We start from the raw sequence: 19,569 nt of genomic DNA on the forward strand, positions 1-19,569 counted from the left end.
GTAAAAGGGGTAAAGCTATGTTAGAAGATTTGAAAAGAAAATTAGTAAAAATAGCTAAAGAGGCAGATGAAGCTGGTTTATGTAAACATAAATCAGGAAACTTTAGTATAAGAGATGAAAAATCAGGATATATTTTAGTAACACCCTCAGCTGTTTCAAGAGAAGAATTAACTGAAAATCATATATGTGTAGTAGATATGAATTTAAATTTATTAGAAGTAAATGAAAAAGTAAGACCAACTAGTGAGTTGCTAATGCATATAGAGACATATAAATGTAGAAAGGATGTAAAAGCTATAGTGCATACACACTCAAAATTTGCTACAGCATTTTCTGTTTTAAACAAGGAAATTCCACCTATAGTATATGAAATTGTCAATGTTATTGGAGGTAGTGGAAGAATAAAAGTAGCGCCATATAAAAGGCCTGGAACACCAGAACTTGCTAAAAGTATTATAGAGATAATAAAAAAAGATAATGCATGCTTAATGGCACATCATGGTGTGATTACAGTTTCAGAGAAAGATATTGAGGATGCATACTTAAAAGCTGCATATGTAGAAGAAATTGCAGAAATATATTACCGAACACTTCAAATAAACAAAGGACAAGAACCAGAATTAATACCTAAAGAAGAACTTGGAGTTTGGAAGTATCCAGCTGAAGTAAATTATTAAAGTGAAAATAAATTTTAAAAATTCCACAATTATTAGTGGAATTTTTTTTGAATTAATATTAGTACATAGATAATAGAAAAATACAAATAATATAAAAGTATAAAGGAAGTGTTAGAAATTTGGAAAAGTTATTATATTGTACAGCATATATTTCGATTATATTAAAATTATGTTAATAAATAAAAGAAAATGTAAAAGAGTAGTGCAAAAAATGTCGAAACAAGATATATTATATAAGCAAGCTTTTTTTTTAGTGTAATTAAAATTTATTTATTTAAGTATTAAATAAATGTTAAAAATAATAGAGGTGAAATATGATACAGATTGAAAAACTAAGAAAAGTTTATGGTAATGGTTATGAAGCTTTAAAAAGCATCAATCTTGAAATTAATGAGGGAGAACTTGTTTGTTTATTAGGACCAAGTGGTTGCGGAAAGACAACAATATTAAATCTTTTAGCAGGACTATTAGATCCAACCAGTGGAGATATCAAATTTGATAATGAATCAGTTATTGATAAACATCCAAAAGACAGAAATATCGGACTAGTATTTCAAAACTATGCATTGTATCCACATATGACAGTTTTAGAAAATGTAATGTTCCCTCTAACAGTTGGAAAGAAAAAAATATCTAAGCATGAAGCTAAAAAGATATCCGAAAAATTCATGAAAATTACAAGTATTGAAGGACTAGCTGATAAAAAACCAGGAGAAATGTCTGGTGGTCAACAACAAAGGGTCGCTATTACAAGAGCGTTAGTACAAAGTCCAAAAGTTCTTTTGTTAGATGAACCATTAAGTAACCTTGATGCAAGACTTAGACTTAAGATAAGAGAAGAAATCAGAAGACTTGTTAAAGAAATAGGTATTACTACTATATTTGTTACTCATGATCAAGAAGAAGCATTATCTATAAGTGATAGAATTGTACTTATGAATGAAGGTGTCGTTCAACAATTTGATGTTCCGCAAAATTTATATTTAGAGCCAACAAACCTTTTTGTTGCAAAATTTATGGGAAACCCTATAATTAATATTTTTGAAATGGAAAAAGAAGGAGAAATGTTAAAGTCTAAAGATTTTTCAATAGATGTTAATTTATTGAAAAAAGATAGATTTAAGGGTGAACTAAATGAAAAAAAATATTATGTAGGAATTAGACCAGAATATTTGGAAATAAGTGAAAATCCATTATTTAAAGTAAATGTTGAATCAGTGGAATTAATAGGTAAAGATTGTATTATTAACTTTAATGTTAGTGATATAAATGCTAAATCAATTACAGATATAACTAGTAGAATTAATGAAGGTGATGAAATTGGACTAGATATTACATACGACAGTATTTATATTTTCAATGAGAATGGAGTTAGAGTGTACTAATGAAAAAATTTAAATATAGAGCTGAAAATTCACCACAAGCATGGTTATTTCTTTTACCTACATTAATTATAATAGGAATATTTAGTGTATTACCTCTAATGAAAACTTTCATAATGGCATTCCAAAAAGGAACATTAAATAATCTTGAGTTTAATGGATTTAAAAATTTTCAAATAGTTTTAAGTGATCCTAAGTTTCATACAGCATTATTTAATACTTCAACTTATGCATTTATAGTTGTTCCAGTATGCCTTATTATTGCAATGTTCATAGCAATAACTATACATGAAAAAATAAAGAATAAAAGTCTTTCAGAAACCATATTCTTTATACCATATTTAACAAGTATAATTGCAGTTGGTATTGTATTTAGATTTTTATTAAATGGAGATTATGGATTTGTAAATTATATATTGGGAATATTCAATTTAGGTCCAATTAATTTTTTAGATGACCCTAATATGAGTATGACAACATTAATTATATTTGGTATATGGTCAGGATTAGCATTTAATATAATTATTTTACTTTCAGGACTTAGAAATGTTGAGCCGAATTATTATAAAGTAGCAGATATGTTTGGCGCTACAAAAAAAGAGCAATTCTTTAGAATAACTTTACCACAAATGATACCAATAATTACATTTTTATTAATGATTAATTTTATCAATGCATTTAAAGTATATGCTCAAGTATTTGCAATATTTAATGGAAAAGCTGGAATTGCAGATAGTGCTACTACGGCAGTGTTTTATATATTTAATAAATTCTATGTTGAAAATAGATATGGCCAAGGTATGGCAGCTGCAGTTATCTTGTTTATATTAATTTTAATTTTTACATTAATCCAAAATTATGTATTGAAAAGAATATCTAAGTAGGTGAAAAAATGAAAAAAATTAACACAATTTTATCTAAAGCATTTATTGTTATTATGGCGATTATTACATTATTTCCTTTTGTATATATGATTTTAGCGAGTTTAATGACTTTTCAAGAGGCAACTAGCATACCTCCCACATTATTTCCTAAAAAACTTCAATGGGAAAACTTTTCATTAGCTATGCAGCAAGCGCCCTTTGTTAGATATTTCTTCAACACAATTTTAGTTGCGGGATTATCAACAATAGGTGTTGTAATAACATCAGTATTATCAGCGTTTGCTTTAGTACAGTTAGAGTTTAAATTTAAAAATATTTTGGTACTAGTTATGGCTGCATTATTAATGGTACCTTATGAAGTAACAGTATTTACAAACTATCAAACTATTGCAAAGCTTGGATTATTAGATACATACACTGCATTAATAGTTCCATCACTTGCAAGTATATTCTACATATTTTATTTAAAAGAATATCTTACAAGTATACCTACATCATATTATAAGGCAGCAAAAGTTAATGGTTGTGGTGATTTGGAATTTATTAGAAGAATATTAATTCCTTTAGCAAAACCATCATTATTCACTATGGGAATATTAAGTTTTATTAATGGATGGAATTCATTTTTATGGCCAATACTTGTGACTAATAGTAAGGAAATGAGATTGCTTAGTAATGGACTAAGTTCATTTGCGACTGAAAGTGGTACAAATGTACAACTACAAATGGCAGCATCAACAATTGCTATAGTTCCAATTTTAATTTTATATTTAGTATTTAGAAAACAAATTATTAGAGGAGTTGTTAAGAGTGGAGTTAAAGGATAAAAAAACAAAAATTACATTCCACAATGGTATTTTAACTATTGGAGGAACAATTATAGAAATTACATACGAAGATAGTCATATATTCTTTGATTTTGGAAGTGAGTATAATCCAAAGGCACCTGTACAACCAACAAATTTACAAGAACTATTGGATGAAAAATTAGTTCCATATTTAAATAATATATATGATCCTAATATTCCATTAAAAGGATACGAATCCATGGAAGATGATTGGAAAAATACTGCTGTATTTTTATCACATGTTCATTTAGATCATTCAAAGATAGTAAACTACTTAAATCCTTCTATACCATTATATACACTAGAAGGTACAAAATCATTATTAAATACTTTAAATATAAATGATGATTTTCTTTTCCCACTTTATGAGAAGAAAGAGAAAAACACAAGAGATATCACTGGATTAAAAGAAAATGAAATTGTAAATGTTGGAAAAATAAAAGTAAAGGCAATGCCTGTAGATCATGATGCATATGGTGCCTGTGGATTATTAATAACAACTCCAGATTTAGTAATATCTTATACTGGCGATATTAGACTTCACGGATATAGAAAAAATGACACATTAAATTTCTGTAAGGAAAGTGAAAATTGTGACGTTCTGTTAATAGAAGGTGTTAGTGTATCTTTTCAAGAATTTGATGAAGAATTAAGTAGTGAAGAAATATACAATGAGCCAGATTTAATAGATAAAATAAATAAAATTTTGCAAGATAATCCTAATAAGCAAATAACGTTTAATTACTATATTTCTAACATAGAAAGAATTTTAAATATAATAAAAACAAATTCAAGAAAAGTTGTGTTAGATGCATATTATGCTTATGTTCTAAAAGAAGCCACAGGATATGAAGCTTATTATTATGAACTAAATGAAAATAAATATGGACTAAATGAGCAATATAAAATTGATTTTGAGGATTTATTAAACGATGAAGGTGATTTTTTCTGGCAATTAGACAATTCTGCCATTAAGTATATAGATAAATTAAAGAAAGGCGGAATATACATTCATTCAAATGCAGTTCCATTAGGGGAGTTCGATCCAGCATACGAACCATTTGTGAATAAATTTGGAGAATGTAATATTGAGTTTGTAAAAGTTTCATGTAGCGGTCACGCACATCCTAATGATTTAATTAAAATAATAGATTTAATTAAACCTAAGTTGTTAGTGCCTATACATTCTTACCGTCCTGAAAAACTATATAATAAATCAGGTGATGTTTTGTTACCAGAAAAAAAACAAACTATATAAATTGGAGGAGTAAACAAATGAAATTAAAGAAAATAACAGCGCTTGCACTAGCAGCACTAACAACTGCTACTGTTATGTCAGGATGTTCTTCTAAAGATGGGGATGCATCAAATAAAGAAATAGTAACTGAAATAACTGAGCCAGTAGAAATAACATTTTGGCATGCAATGAATGGAGATTTAGAAAAATCTTTACAAAGTTTATCAGATGAATTTACAAAACAAAATCCAAACATTAAGGTGACTTTACAAAACCAATCAAGTTATCAAGATTTACAACAAAAAATAACTGCTACAGTTGCAAGTCCAAAAGACTTACCAACAATTACTCAAGCATATCCTGATTGGATGTTTAATCCTATAAAAGAAAATTTAGTTACGGATTTAACTGCATACATAGAAAATGAAACATTAAAATTTGATAATTATGAAGATATATTACCAAGTTTTAGAGAGGCTGCTAAAATAGATGGTAAAATATATGGAATGCCTTTCAATAAATCAACAGAAGTTTTATGGTATAATAAAACATTATTTAATGAATTAAATTTACAAGTGCCTACAACTTATGAAGAGCTTGTAAATGTATCTAAAACAATAAAAGAAAAAAAAGGTATAGTTGGTGCTGGATTTGACGCATTAAATACATATTACACTACTTTTGTAAAAACAGAAGGAGAAAGCTTTGATTCAAACCTTGATGTAACAAGTGATGCTTCAGTTAAAGCTGTTAACTACTACTTAGATGGTGTAAAAGAAGGTTATTTTAGAATTGCTGGAACAGATAAATATTTATCAGGACCATTTGCAAATGAAACTATAGGCATGTATGTTGGATCAAATGCTGGTGAAAACTTTATTAAACAAGGTGTTGGTGATAAATTTGAAATAGGTGTTGCACCTTACCCAACAAGCACAGCATTACAACAAGGTACTGATTTATATGTATTCTCTAATGGCACACCAGAGCAAAAAACTGCTGCATATGAATTCTTAAAATTCTTAACTACTAAAGAAAACCAAATAAAATGGGCTGAAGAAACTGGATATATACCAGTAAGAAAAAGTGCAATTGAGTCAGAGGAATACAAGAATTCTGGAAGATTAATAGCTCCAATATTATCTAAAGCAACAGAAAACTTATATACAAATCCTATATTAAGTGGTGCTGATGCAGCATATAGAGAAGCTGGTACAGTTATGGAAAGTATATTATCTGATACTAAAATAGATGTAACTAAAAGATTAGAAGAATTTAAAACTACTTTAAGTTCTATTTGGGAATAATATAAATTAAAATGAAAAAATTTGCTTTACAAATTTTAGATTTATATATTTAATAAAGGGGGGTGTCTTTAAAAAGATAGCCCCTTTTATGATGGAGGATAGATATGAAAATTGTTATATATCAAACTAGTGATTTACATGGATATGTATATCCAACAAATTATGTGACTGAAAAACCATTAGGAATTTTGAAAATTGGCAGTTACATACTAAATGATGAAAAAAACTATGATGCAGCATTAAAAATTGATTGTGGAGATTTAGTTCAAGGTTCAGCACTTACTCATTACTTGTCTAAAAAGGATATTAAGGAAAATCCAATTATAAAATGTTTAGAAATGATAGGTTATAATTCATATGTATTAGGAAATCATGAGTTCAATTATGGGTTAGAGTATCTTAAAACTGCATATGAAAAAGTTTCAAATAAAGTATTAAGTGCAAATATTGAGGGGTTACCATTTAATGGAAAACCATATGAAATATTTAATTTCAATGGATTTAAAATTGGATGTATTGGTCTTACAACATCATTCATACCAAATTGGGAACAAGAAAAAAATATTAAAGATATTAAATTTTTAAATCCTGTTGAAGCATATAGAAAATATGAAAATGAACTAAAAGAAAAAGCTGATATGATTATAGTATGTTATCATGGAGGATTTGAAAAGAGTTTAGATGAGAACATGACACCTACAGAAAAGTTAACAAAAGAAAATCAAGGAAGTGAACTTTTAGAAACTTTTGATTCAATTGATATTGTTTTAAGTGGTCATCAACATAGATCATTTATTACAAAAATAAATAATGTAATTTGTACTCAACCTATGCATAATGGAGAGACATTTACAAAAATAGTATTAGATACAGAATCAAAAGAAATTAATTATGAATTAATTAGTGTATCTAATTTACAAGAAAAAATAAATAGTGATTTAGAAAGTATATTTACAGATTTAGAAGCTGAACTACAAAAATACTTAGATAGGGAAATAGGAAATTTTGATAAGGATATGATACTTGATGATATTTTTGAAGCAAGATTAAAAGGACATCCATTCATTAATTTTTTACATCAAGTTCAATTAGAGGTGTCAAAGGCAGATTTTTCAGTTTTATCCTTATTTGATAGTGCTATTGGGTTTAAGAAAAATGTATCAATAAGAGATGTATTAATAAATTATCCATATCCAAACACAATAAAAGTCCTTAAAATAACAGGAGAAAAATTAAAAGAAGCAATTGAAAAGAGTGCTACTTACTTTGTCATTGAAAATGGAAAAGTAGAAATAAACGAAGAATTTTTAGTTCCTAAAATACAAAATTATAACTATGATACCTTTGGAGGATTAACATATGAGGTTGATTTGACTAGGAATTTTGGGAATCGAGTAGTTTCAATGAAAAAAGATGGTAATGATATTAATTTACAAGATTATTATACAGTTGTTTTAAATAATTATCGTGCTAGTAATACAGCCATATATCCATGTTATGAAAATGCAGAATGTGTAAAAGAAATAAACATGGATGTTAGTGAGCTAATAATAGAATATTTACAAAAAAATCATAGTGTAAAACTAATTGAAAATAGTAACTATATTTTTAAATATTAAAAGTAAACAAATTTTATAAATATATATTTTTATTGACCACGAAAAATTTTCGTGGTATTTTTATATATGAATTTGCAATTTTTGTAGAAAAATACAATTTATATATCAAAAAGATAAAGAAAAAATACAAAATATTAATAAAATTAAAATTATTTTAAAAAAACACAAAAAAATAAATAGTTTTATTTTTAAATTATATAATAAATTTATTTGATTTTAGAACTTTTCTTATTTATAATTTATATCGCATAGAATTTACAAAAAATATTAATAATACAAATAAAATTAATTACAGTATTTAAATGTATAAACGAAAGTTAAAAATAGTAAACTTACGAATGAGTAGTTATCTTAGTAGAAGAGGGGGAGTTTTATGGCTATAACAGTTAAAGAAGCATTGGAACTAGATATACTAAAAGGATTTGAAGTAATAGCAGGAAAGAATGGTTTAATTAAAGATATAACCAATGTAGCTATTTGGGATTATGAAAGAGGAGAATTATTAAAGGAAAACTTTAGAGCAGGAGATTTTGCATTAAGTACATTAGTAGCAATAAAAGATGATATAAATGAACTATATGAAAGTGTAAAAAGAATGATTGATATTGGAATTACTTGTTTAGGAATAAAAAACATATACTTTGACTATATTCCCGAAAATGTAATAAATCTTGCTAATAAAAATAATTTTCCAATAATGCTATTTAGTGATACTTTCACAGAAGATGTAATAGTTCAAGTAAATAGAGCCATAACAAAAAAGAAAAAATGTGAAAATTTAGCATTTCAAGTAGATAAAATATTGTATGATAATTTAAATGGAGAGGCTATAAAAAGAATTGCTTATAATATAAATCCTAACTTTAAAGATGTAAATATTGTTGCATATTGCAAAAGAAAAAGTAGCACTTTGGATGGTATAGGTGAGTTTTCACATGATGATATGCAAGACAATCATAGTAAAGTTATTCCATATAAGGATGGGTACTTAGTTATCAATACTTTTGAAAGCATAGATTATAATGATATTGAAAATATCATTCAGAGAAGATTAGAATGGTTAGGTTTTTCACATAAAGAATACATAATAGGTGTTAGCAATATTTATAATAAGCTCAAAAATTTAGATAAATCTATACAAGAAAGTTTATATGCATTTAAACATTCTAAGACATATAAGAAAGAAATATCTTTCTTTAAGAAAATAGGACTTAATAGAGTTTTCATACCTATTTTAGATAATCCATGGGTTAAAAAATATTACAATGAAGTAATAGAGCCATTAATAAAATATGATAAGAGTAATGATTCAGAATTGTTAAAGACAGCTATAAAGTACATAGAAAATAATGGAGATATAAAAACCACAGCAGAAGAATTATTTCAACATGGTAATACAGTAAGATATAGAATTGATAAAATAAATAAAATAATTAGTGCTCATTGTAAAGATGAACATTTTTATGAAGAATTAGCTGTAGGTGTTAGAATATATACACTTCTTAGTAATCCATTGTAAATTTTACAAGTGATCTATTGTAAATTTTACAATGGATTACGTTTTTAATTTTAAAATATTACAAAACAATATTTATTAATAGTGGTGTATCATATTTCTTGTGGCAAAACTAGGAATTATAAATTAATTATTTTTAAATATAGGAAATTAGATTTGCCTATAAGTTTATATAAAGTGTAATAAGATTTATTAAATAAAAGTTATGGAGGAAAGATATGAAAAAATTTAAAATTGCTTATACAGAAGAAGCAAAAAGATATTTTGATACTACAAGAGAAGTAGTATTAGCAGGAAAAACAGATTTTACTGATGTAGCAGCAGTAGTGTTAACTGATTCAGAAATAGAATTAATTAATGCAGCATATAATACTAAATTTGGAGTTCCAATATTTATAGTAAAAATAAATGATGACTTATCAAGTGAAATTATTGAAAAGGCATATCGTGTAATTGATGGAAATACTTTTGATTCAAAACTTTATACTAGAGTTATTGAAAGTGCAGCAAGTCAATATGAAGATAAAATATTACCACCTTTCTTTAAAGCTTTAACTAGCTATGTAGAAAGAGGAAATATTCAATTTGATTGTCCAGGACATCAAGGTGGACAGTATTTCCGTAAACATCCAGCTGGTAGATATCTTTATGATTTTTATGGAGAAAATATTTTTAGATCAGATATATGTAATGCAGACGTTGCATTAGGAGATTTATTAATTCATGAAGGTCCAGCAGTTGATGCAGAACAAAATGCAGCTAGAATTTATAATGCAGATAAAACATATTTTGTAATGAATGGTACTAGTGCATCAAATAATGTTGTTGTAGGATCTTTAGTTTCACCAGGAGATTTAATATTATTTGATAGAAACAACCATAAATCAATATATAATTCAGCTTTAGTTCAAAATGGCGCAACACCTATATACATGGAAACAGGACGTAACCCATTTGGATTTATTGGTGGAATTGATGCACATTGTTTCGATGAGAAATATATTAGAGAAGAAATAGAAAAAATTGCACCAGAAAGAAAAAATGATAAAAGACCGTTTAGATTAGCAGTAATTCAACTTGGAACATATGATGGAAGTATTTATAATGCAAGACAAGTTGTTGATAAAATAGGACATTTATGTGATTACATATTATTTGATTCTGCATGGGTTGGATATGAACAGTTTATTCCAATGATGAGAGATTGCTCTCCATTGTTACTTGAATTAAATGAAAATGATCCTGGAATATTTGTAACTCAATCAGTACATAAACAACAAGCAGGTTTTTCACAAGCATCACAAATACATAAAAAAGATAGTCATATAAAAGGACAACGTCGTTATGTTGATCATAAGAGATTTAATAATTCATTTATGCTATATGCATCAACAAGTCCATTTTATCCATTATATTCAACTTTAGATGTAAATGCTAAAATGCAAGAAGGCGAAGCAGGAAGACGTTTATGGGCAGATTGTATAAAACTAGGTGTTGAAACTAGAAAATCAGTACTTAAAAATTGTTCTATGATAAAACCATTTATACCAACAGTAGTAAACGGAAAGAAATGGGAAGAGTATGACACAGAAGAAATAGCTAACAATATTGATTTCTTTAGATTTGTACCAGGAGAAAAATGGCACTCATTTAAAGGATACGGAGAAAATCAATATTTTGTTGATCCAAATAAATTTATGTTAACAACACCAGGAATAAATGCTGAAACTGGAGAATATGAAGATTTTGGAATACCTGCAACTATACTTGCAAATTATTTAAGAGAAGTAGGAATAATTCCAGAGAAAAATGATTTAAACTCTATATTATTCTTATTAACTCCAGCAGAAACTTCAACAAAAATGGAGAATTTAGTTGCTCAGTTTGTAAAATTTGAAAAATTAATAAATGAAGATGCTCCATTAAGTGAAGTTTTACCAAGCTTATATAATAAAAATATAGAGCGTTATAAAGGATATACAATAAGACAATTATGTCAAGAAATGCATGATTTCTATAAAGAAAATGATGCAAAAACATATCAAGAAAGATTATTTAGAGCTGAATACTTACCTAAAAGAGGAATTGTTTACGATAAAACTAATAATGAAGCATATGATGAAGTTGCAGCTACATCTTTAAATGATAAAAAGCAAGACAATGGAAGAATGATGACAGCTCAAGATGCTAAATGGGCATTAATAAGAAATAATGCTAAATTAGTTGCTTTAGAAGACATAGTTGGAGAAATAGCATTAGAAGGAGCACTTCCATACCCACCAGGAGTATTCTGTGTAGTTCCAGGAGAGGTTTGGAGTGAAACTGCTCAAAAATACTTTACAATTTTACAAGATGGAATTAATGAATTCCCAGGATTTGCGCCAGAAATTCAAGGTGTTTATTTAGAAGAGCAGGAAAATGGTAAAGTTAAAGCATTTGGATATGTGTTAGATAATAAATTTATCTAAAAAGTAAAATATAATTAGTGAGATAATTTAAAATAGGGTTTCAAAATGAAAAATAAGATTATTTAGTTGAAACCCTATATTAAAAATTCAGTTTAAAATAAAAAGGATTAGAGGCAGAATTATGAAAGAACAAAAAAATAAGATGAGTGTTGTTCAGTTAACAATGATAACTGCAATAAACATGATGGGATCAGGTATAATAATGCTTCCAACTAAATTAGCGGAAGTAGGAACTATGTCTATATTATCATGGATGGTAACAGGCTTAGGTTCTATGGCATTAGCGTATGCTTTTGCTCAATGTGGAATGTTTAGTCGTAACTCAGGTGGAATGGGTGGATATGCAGAATATTCACATGGTAAATCTGGAAGTTTTATGGCAAACTATGCATATGGATTATCACTAGTAATAGCTAATATAGCAATAGCAATATCAGCAGTAGGATATGCATCTGTACTATTTAATATAGAACTTTCTCCAATATTAGTATGTTTATGTACAATATTTACATTATGGTTAGCTACTGTGCTAAATTTTGGAGGAGCAGGAATTACTGGTAAAATTGGTTCATTTACAGTTTGGGGAGTAATTCTTCCTGTAATAGTAATTTCAACAGTTGGTTGGTTTTGGTTTAGTGGAGCAGACTATGCAGCTGCTTGGAATCCAAATAACTTTTCATTCTTTGATGGTATAGGTAAGTCAATTTCAATAACACTATGGGCATTTTTAGGCTTAGAATCAGCATCTGCTAATATGGATGCAGTTGATAATCCAAAGAAAAATGTTCCAATAGCTTGCTTAGGTGGAACAATAGGTGCGGCAATTATATATATTGTGTCTACTAATGTTATTGCAGGAATTATACCAAATGCAGACTTATTAAGCAGTAATGCCCCATTTGGATTAGCATTTGCAAGAATGTTCAGTCCATTAGTTGGTAAAATTGTAATGGGAATGATGGTAATTTCTTGTTTTGGATCTTTATTAGGATGGCAATTTACTATAGCAGGTGTATTTAGAACATCTGCTATCGAAGGATATTTTCCTAAGATATTTGGAAAAGTTACTAAAAATGAAACACCAATAATAGGAATGGTGATTATAACTATAATGCAGTCATTACTTGCTTTAATGACAATTAGTCCAAGCTTATCAAAACAATTTGATATACTTGTTAATTTAGCAGTTGTTACAAATGTTATACCATATTTATTATCAATGGGAGCTGTTAATGTAATATTAAAATCAGAAAATGTACCAGCAAAAAAACGTAAATTTACAACTTGTATTTCCATAATTGCGTCAATATATAGTTTATATGCGTTATATTCTTCTGGTTTTGAGCCAATGTTCTATGGATCAATAGTAACATTTGCAGGTTGGATATTATATGGTTTTGTTTCAGACAGATTTGATTTAAAAAGTGATTTTGATGAATTAGAGCATGCAAAAATGCATGCATAATCCTTAAAATATAATTATTTTAGTGTAAATGGTGCACTCCTAATTTAAATTGGGAGTGCACCATTTTTATATATAAATATTAATTATAAAAATAAATAAGTTAATTATTTACTTGGAGTATAAAAAGTAACATAATATTGAAACTCTCATAATATAAAATAGATTTGGAAAATATTTAATTCTATAAAATGGAGAATTTATTATGAGACATTTAAAAAGTATTGATAAAAAAAATTTTTATAAAGAACCTATAAATTTTGACAAACATACAAATAAAAATTTACTAAAATATGCAGTAGGTTCTAATTTGTACATGAATGCTTTAATGGACATAGAAAATAAGATAATACTTAAAAAATTAGAAAATATAAGTTCAATAACAATTTGTTTTGAAGATGCTATAAAAGAATCTGATGTTGAGAATGGCGAAAAAAACCTGTTAAGAGCATTAGATATAATATATGATTATTTGAAACTTGATGATAATAGAAAAGATGAAATTCCATTAATATTTATTAGGGTAAGAAATATTAATCAATTTTTAAACTTTACTTCTAAATTATCTGAAAAACAAATGAGATTAATTACAGGCTTTACATTTCCTAAATTTAATATAAGTAGTGGGAAAATTTATTTAGAACATTTATTAAAATTAAACAATAAGTTTAATGAAAAAATTTATGCTATGCCTATACTTGAAACTGAAGAAATAATATATAAGGAAACTAGAGTTTCAGAAGGAATATATCTAAAAAAATTATTATGGGATTATAAAGATTTAATATTAAACATTAGAGTAGGAGGCACAGATTTTTCTTCAAAGTTTGGAATAAGAAGAAGTTCAAATAGAAGTATATACGATATAGGAGTTATTAATGACTGTCTTATTGATATAATTAATATTTTTGGAAGAAGTGAAGATGACTATATTATATCAGCACCAGTGTGGGAATATTTTTCATCTGATATAAATTCAAAGGAAGTTAAAGGACTTATTAGGGAAATTGAATTAGATAAGGAAAATGGTTTTTGTGGTAAAACCATAATTCATCCAACACAAGGATTATATGTAAATGCTATTTATTCAGTTAAATTTGAAGATTATATAGATGCCATGGATATATTAAATTTTGAAAGAACGGGTGGAGTTTTTAAAGGATACAATAATAACAAAATGAATGAAGTTTTACCACATTATAATTGGGCAAAAAGAATATACCATAGAGCACAAGTTTTTGGGGTCATGAATAAAAATTTATCTTATAATGATTTATTTAGGGGGTAAAATGTAAAATTGAAAATTAAAGTAACAAATAATATATATGGAATAGATACAGAAAATTTATTTTCAATAGGTAAAAGAATTAACAATAGCAAAAGAAATTTTCTTTTTATAAGTAAAGTATTAGGTAAACATATAGAGGTTAAGCCAGATGTATGTAAAGCAATGGGCTTTTTATTGGCATCTACTATATATGGTAGAAATGATAATATAAATGTTTTAATTAATTACTTAGAAAATCCTAATAAATTTCAAGTACAAGCAAAAAAAGCTATGAATCAAAGTTATAAGACAAATGAAAAAATAACAGTCTTAGGTTTTGCAGAAACAGCAACTGGATTAGGAATGGCTGTAGCAGCTGCAATAGAACAATCTTATTATATAACAACTACAAGAGAAAAAGTTAAGGGCGTAAAATCTATATTAAATTTTGAAGAAGAGCATTCTCACTCAACTACACATAAATGTTTTCCGGAAAACCCATATAAACTAAAAAATGCAGACAGAATAATTTTAGTTGATGATGAAATTACTACAGGAAAATCAATGCTTAATATAATAACAGAACTTATAAAAACTACTAATGTTAAAAAGTATACTATTTTAACTATTTTGGACTGGAGAAATATAAATTATAAAAATTTATTTGAAGATTTTATTAAGAAAAACAATGTAGATATAAATGTAAAAGCTTTAATTTCAGGAGAGATTCAGTCAGATGAAAATAGTGTTTTCTATGATAATGAAGAGAATATGTTAGATGATAAAGTGAGTGTAAATAAGCTAGATATTTTGAAAAGAAGAGATGAAGAAAATTTAAAGTTTACAGGAAGATTCGGTATTGAATTTAATGATATTCAAAAGTTAGAGGAAGAATGTAAAAAAGCAGCAGAAAAAATTGAAGAATTATTAGGCGAATATAAAAAAATATTAGTATTAGGTCATGGAGAAAATATATATATACCCTCAAGAATAGCCTCATATATTAAAGGTGATGTATACTTTAAAAGTACTACAAGAAGTCCCATTTATTGTAGTGATGAAAAGGATTATTTTATTAAAGAAAAAAATAGTTATTATCATAACGGAGTTAAATACTATTTTTATAATAAATCTAAAATTGAAGAAGAATATGATAAGGTAGTTTTAATTACAGAAGATGATTCTAATATAAAACTTGCTAAAAATATAATAATAGTAAAATTGTAAAGTTATCTTAAGTTAAATATAAAAATTAGATAGGTGATAAGTTATGGAAAAATTATATTTAATAACAGACTTAGATAGAACTATCATTCATTCAAGAAATAAGGGATTTAAATGTGTAGAATCTATTGGAGATAGAGAGATAACTTACATGACTGAATATAGTTATAATAAACTTCAACAATTATTAAAACTAAATAAATTTATTTTTATTCCATGTACTATGAGAAGTATTGAGCAGACTTTAAGAGTTGGATTTATAAGAGAATACAATCCCAAAATAATGATATGTTCTAATGGTGCACAAATATATATAAATGGAAAATTAGATTTAGAATGGGATAATTATATGAGAGGTTTTGTGACATTAAGTGAAATTGAAAACAATATTAGTGTTATAAATAAATTAAATATTAAATATGAAGAAATTATAAATATAGAAGATTTTTATATTAACGTAAAATTTAAAAGTGATTTAGATGCAATAGAAAAATATAAAATTATATGTAATAAATTTGATAAGGATTTTATGGTAGGTCAAGTAGCAGCAAAAGTTTTTATAATTAATAAGAATATAAATAAGTTAAAGGCGGTTGATTATATAATAAAAAAATACAATATAAATAAATTAATAACATCAGGGGATAGTGATGTAGATAAAGAATTTACTAAAAGAGGGCAGGCAATATTGCCTAAACATAGTACATTTACTCATGAAAATGCAATAATTACAAAACAAGAAGGAATATATGCTACAGATGAGTTACTTAATATAGTAGAGATATATTAAATTATATTAGCTAAAATCCATGATAAGATGTCATGGATTTTAATATTTAGAGATATATTAATTTTATTTAAATTAATATATGAAATGTAAAATAAAAATTATTTTTGATAAAATTGACATAAGGAAAATTTTTTAATAAAATATAGTTAACAAAGTAAACTATATTTTATTAAAAAATTTTAAGAGAGAAAAGTGGTGAATTGTATTAATGGAAGATATAGATTGGAAATATATGATGGAAAAAATGCAAGAAATAAGATTGTTTAGTAGAACATTAATACGTCGTGCTACTAAAGAGTATGAAATACCATCAGAGCATCTTGATTTATTATCTCAACTTGCTATTCGTGAAGAAAAAATGACACCTATGAACTTAAGTAAAATTATGGGGGTAAATAAAACTATAATAAGTAGAATAATAGAACAATTAAATATTAAGGGATATTTAATTAAAACTAGAGACGAAAATGACAAAAGGAGTTATTTTTTATCCATAACTGATTTGGGAAGAGAAAAATTGGATGATATATATAAGCATTATTTGGGTCCAATATATGAATTAAGGAGAAGAGTAGGGGAAGAGGATTTTTTAAAACTTATTCAATGTATAGAAAAAGCAAATATAAAAATGAAAGAGCCTAGACAGGAGGAATAATAATGACTTTTTATGAAGCAATGCAATTAGGCGCAAATAGATTAAAACCGTTAATACAAGAGACAACTGATGAAAAACTAAAAAGAAAATATATTATAGCTTTTGTTATAAAGAATTTTTTATGTTTATTATTTTGTATGGTTATTGTTACTACTTTTAGTGTAGTATTTGGAACAGAAAATAGTATTGTTGGAGTTGTAACAGTTATAGCTTTGATGACTTTTAGATTTTCACATTTAGATTTTAAGGTGGGACAATCAACATTTGCGCTTTTGGGTATATTTGGAATATTTATTATCAGTCCATATATAGTTACCATAGTCAATCCAATATTAGGATTAATTATAAATTTTATATCAATAATGACAATTGTAATTTTATCATGTCATAATGTTATGATGGCTAATCAATCTACATTAGTTTTATCATATTTACTTTTATATGGTTATAGAGTTAGTAATGTAGATAACTATGTAAATCGTATTTTTGCATTGATATTAGGTGGGATAATAGTTTCAATAATTTTTTATTTTAAACATAGAAAAATGAGCTTTAAAAATAGTTTTTCAGAAATAATAAAAGATATTGATTTTACCACAGAGAGAAGTAAATGGCAATTAAAACTTTCACTAGGAATATGTACAGCTATTTTAATAGGAGAACTTTTACATATACCTCGTGTAATGTGGATTGGATTCTCATGTATGTCAGTACTTCAACCTAGTAAGGAAAAAATGGAATTTCGTATTAAAACTAGACCAATTTATATGATATTAGGTTGTATAATATTTGGTATTATTTATTTTGTTTTACCAGAACAATTTAGAGGTTATATGGGAATGATAGGTGGATTCATGGTAGGATTTTCTGCTACTTATCAGTGGCAAACTTCATTTAATTGTTTTGGAGCATTAACGGCAGCAGTACCTATGTTTGGCATAGGCTGGGCAATAATTATACGTATAGTAGATAATTTTTTAGGAGCTATATATAGCAAGATTTTTGATAAAATTTTTGATAAAGTACATGAAAATATATTTGTTAGCGATAGTATAAATGAAGCTAGCTAATAAAACAACTGGATAAGAGTATAGAAAATATTTTAATATTTTCTATACTCTTATTATTTATGTTTTATAATATAAATATTCCTTGAACTGATACGAAAAATATATATAATAAACAAAGAATATAGGAGATTATTAATGAGTAGCAAAATAGGCATAGCATTATCACTAGTTATTGGAATTACATTAAGTACATATTCCAATGTATATGCAAAATATAACACAAATGTGTCAAATAGAGATTTTGAAGAAAAAAAGAAAGAAATAAAAGATTTACACATTAAATGGTTAGATGAAAATACTACTTTTTATCTTGGTGGAGATATTATTGTAGAGGCATATGTAAATGGAGAGAAAAATGAAAACATTTTGTGGAGTATACGAGAGTTAGATGGTAAAACAAATGTGGTAAATTTAGATGCTGTAGGGAGCAAAGCAATATTATATGCAAATAATGTTGGAAGGGCAGAAATAATTGCATCAACTAGTGATAATACAGATTCAATGAGACATATAGTAGTGGATGTGAAACAATATTCTAATGATGATTTTAATAACGATTTAATTTCAAGTAATATTATTCCTGTATTAAACAAAAATATAACTTCAAGTCAAAAATCACTTCAAGTTGAAGTTGATAAAAATATTTCAACAAATGAAAAAATAGAAAAGCTAGATGTATATTTAAAGAAGTTATCTAAACTTGGAAAATTAGCAAATGAATCTATTAATTTAGAACATGATGAATATGAAATGCATACTATCACAATAGATGAAATAAATAATATTAAGTTAGAGATAAGATTAGAAAAAAACGATGAGTCTTATGAACAAATGAGAGAAAAATTAATTAATATAGAGAAGTATAATGAAGAAAATTCAACTGAAGATGATAACTTAGGAGAAGAAGGAAACAGTAATGAAGATGGTAATTTAGGAGGAGAAGAAGGAAACTCTAATGGAGAGGGTAACTTAGGAGATGAAGAAGGAAACAGCAATGAAGATGGTAATTTAGGAGGAGAAGAAGGAAACTCCAATGAAGATGGTAACTTAGGAGGAGAAGAAGGAAACTCCAATGAAGATGGTAACTTAGGAGGAGAAGAAGGAAACTCCAATGAAGATGGTAACTTAGGAGAAGAAGAAGGAAACTCCAATGAAGATGGTAA

Annotated in this window: 15 protein-coding genes and 1 pseudogene; all 16 read left to right on the forward strand. The window is 26.5% G+C overall.

All coding sequences use genetic code 11. The annotated features are described in order from the left end of the window. Nucleotides 1-17: 17 nt before the first annotated feature. On the forward strand, nt 18-677 hold the full coding sequence (locus BN346_RS09860; RefSeq protein ID WP_040328287.1) for a class II aldolase/adducin family protein: 660 nt from the start codon (nt 18-20) through the stop codon (nt 675-677). Nucleotides 678-991: 314 nt separating this feature from the next. Then, complete coding sequence (locus BN346_RS09865) at nt 992-2,062, forward strand: ABC transporter ATP-binding protein (protein WP_040328288.1); 1,071 nt, start codon at nt 992-994, stop codon at nt 2,060-2,062. Further along, nucleotides 2,062-2,943, forward strand: a complete 882-nt coding sequence (locus BN346_RS09870) for a carbohydrate ABC transporter permease (RefSeq protein WP_040328289.1) — start codon at nt 2,062-2,064, stop codon at nt 2,941-2,943. The genes BN346_RS09865 and BN346_RS09870 overlap by 1 nt, the downstream gene beginning before the upstream one ends. An 8-nt stretch (nt 2,944-2,951) precedes the next feature. Next, nucleotides 2,952-3,770: a carbohydrate ABC transporter permease gene (locus tag BN346_RS09875; protein ID WP_040328290.1), complete on the forward strand. Its 819-nt coding sequence runs from the start codon at nt 2,952-2,954 to the stop codon at nt 3,768-3,770. Continuing rightward, the gene (locus tag BN346_RS09880) at nt 3,754-5,049 is read left to right on the forward strand and encodes an MBL fold metallo-hydrolase (RefSeq protein ID WP_040328292.1); all 1,296 of its coding nucleotides are present in this window, start codon (nt 3,754-3,756) and stop codon (nt 5,047-5,049) included. Before BN346_RS09875 ends, BN346_RS09880 begins: the two co-directional genes overlap by 17 nt. A gap of 17 nt (nt 5,050-5,066) precedes the next feature. Then, complete coding sequence (locus BN346_RS09885; protein WP_040328294.1) at nt 5,067-6,335, forward strand: ABC transporter substrate-binding protein; 1,269 nt, start codon at nt 5,067-5,069, stop codon at nt 6,333-6,335. Between the two features lie 104 nt (nt 6,336-6,439). Continuing rightward, the gene (locus BN346_RS09890; protein ID WP_040328297.1) at nt 6,440-7,954 is read left to right on the forward strand and encodes a bifunctional metallophosphatase/5'-nucleotidase; all 1,515 of its coding nucleotides are present in this window, start codon (nt 6,440-6,442) and stop codon (nt 7,952-7,954) included. A gap of 373 nt (nt 7,955-8,327) precedes the next feature. Further along, entirely contained in the window at nt 8,328-9,473 is a 1,146-nt protein-coding gene (locus BN346_RS09895) for a PucR family transcriptional regulator (RefSeq protein ID WP_040328298.1), read from the forward strand. Between the two features lie 215 nt (nt 9,474-9,688). Next, nucleotides 9,689-11,938, forward strand: a complete 2,250-nt coding sequence (locus BN346_RS09900) for an ornithine decarboxylase (RefSeq protein ID WP_040328299.1) — start codon at nt 9,689-9,691, stop codon at nt 11,936-11,938. Between the two features lie 121 nt (nt 11,939-12,059). Then, a complete protein-coding gene (gene potE / locus BN346_RS09905) occupies nt 12,060-13,403 on the forward strand; it encodes a putrescine-ornithine antiporter (protein ID WP_040328300.1) in 1,344 nt (447 codons plus the stop codon). 202 nt (nt 13,404-13,605) lie between these two features. After that, nucleotides 13,606-14,688 carry an HpcH/HpaI aldolase/citrate lyase family protein gene (locus BN346_RS09910; protein WP_040328301.1) on the forward strand — a complete coding sequence of 361 codons (1,083 nt, stop codon included), beginning with the start codon at nt 13,606-13,608 and terminating at the stop codon, nt 14,686-14,688. 9 nt (nt 14,689-14,697) lie between these two features. Beyond that, nucleotides 14,698-15,894: a phosphoribosyltransferase domain-containing protein gene (locus tag BN346_RS09915; RefSeq protein ID WP_040328303.1), complete on the forward strand. Its 1,197-nt coding sequence runs from the start codon at nt 14,698-14,700 to the stop codon at nt 15,892-15,894. 43 nt (nt 15,895-15,937) lie between these two features. After that, nucleotides 15,938-16,681, forward strand: a complete 744-nt coding sequence (locus BN346_RS09920) for an HAD family hydrolase (protein WP_040328304.1) — start codon at nt 15,938-15,940, stop codon at nt 16,679-16,681. Between the two features lie 208 nt (nt 16,682-16,889). Then, on the forward strand, nt 16,890-17,336 hold the full coding sequence (locus tag BN346_RS09925; protein WP_040328305.1) for a MarR family winged helix-turn-helix transcriptional regulator: 447 nt from the start codon (nt 16,890-16,892) through the stop codon (nt 17,334-17,336). Nucleotides 17,337-17,338: 2 nt separating this feature from the next. Further along, on the forward strand, nt 17,339-18,406 hold the full coding sequence (locus BN346_RS09930) for an FUSC family protein (RefSeq protein WP_040328307.1): 1,068 nt from the start codon (nt 17,339-17,341) through the stop codon (nt 18,404-18,406). A 135-nt stretch (nt 18,407-18,541) separates the two neighbouring features. Next, a pseudogene (locus tag BN346_RS20535) lies at nt 18,542-19,569 on the forward strand (hypothetical protein); the annotation flags it as partial.

Source organism: Clostridium ihumii AP5 (genome assembly GCF_000612845.1).
GTDB classification, from domain to species: domain Bacteria; phylum Bacillota; class Clostridia; order Clostridiales; family Clostridiaceae; genus Clostridium_J; species Clostridium_J ihumii.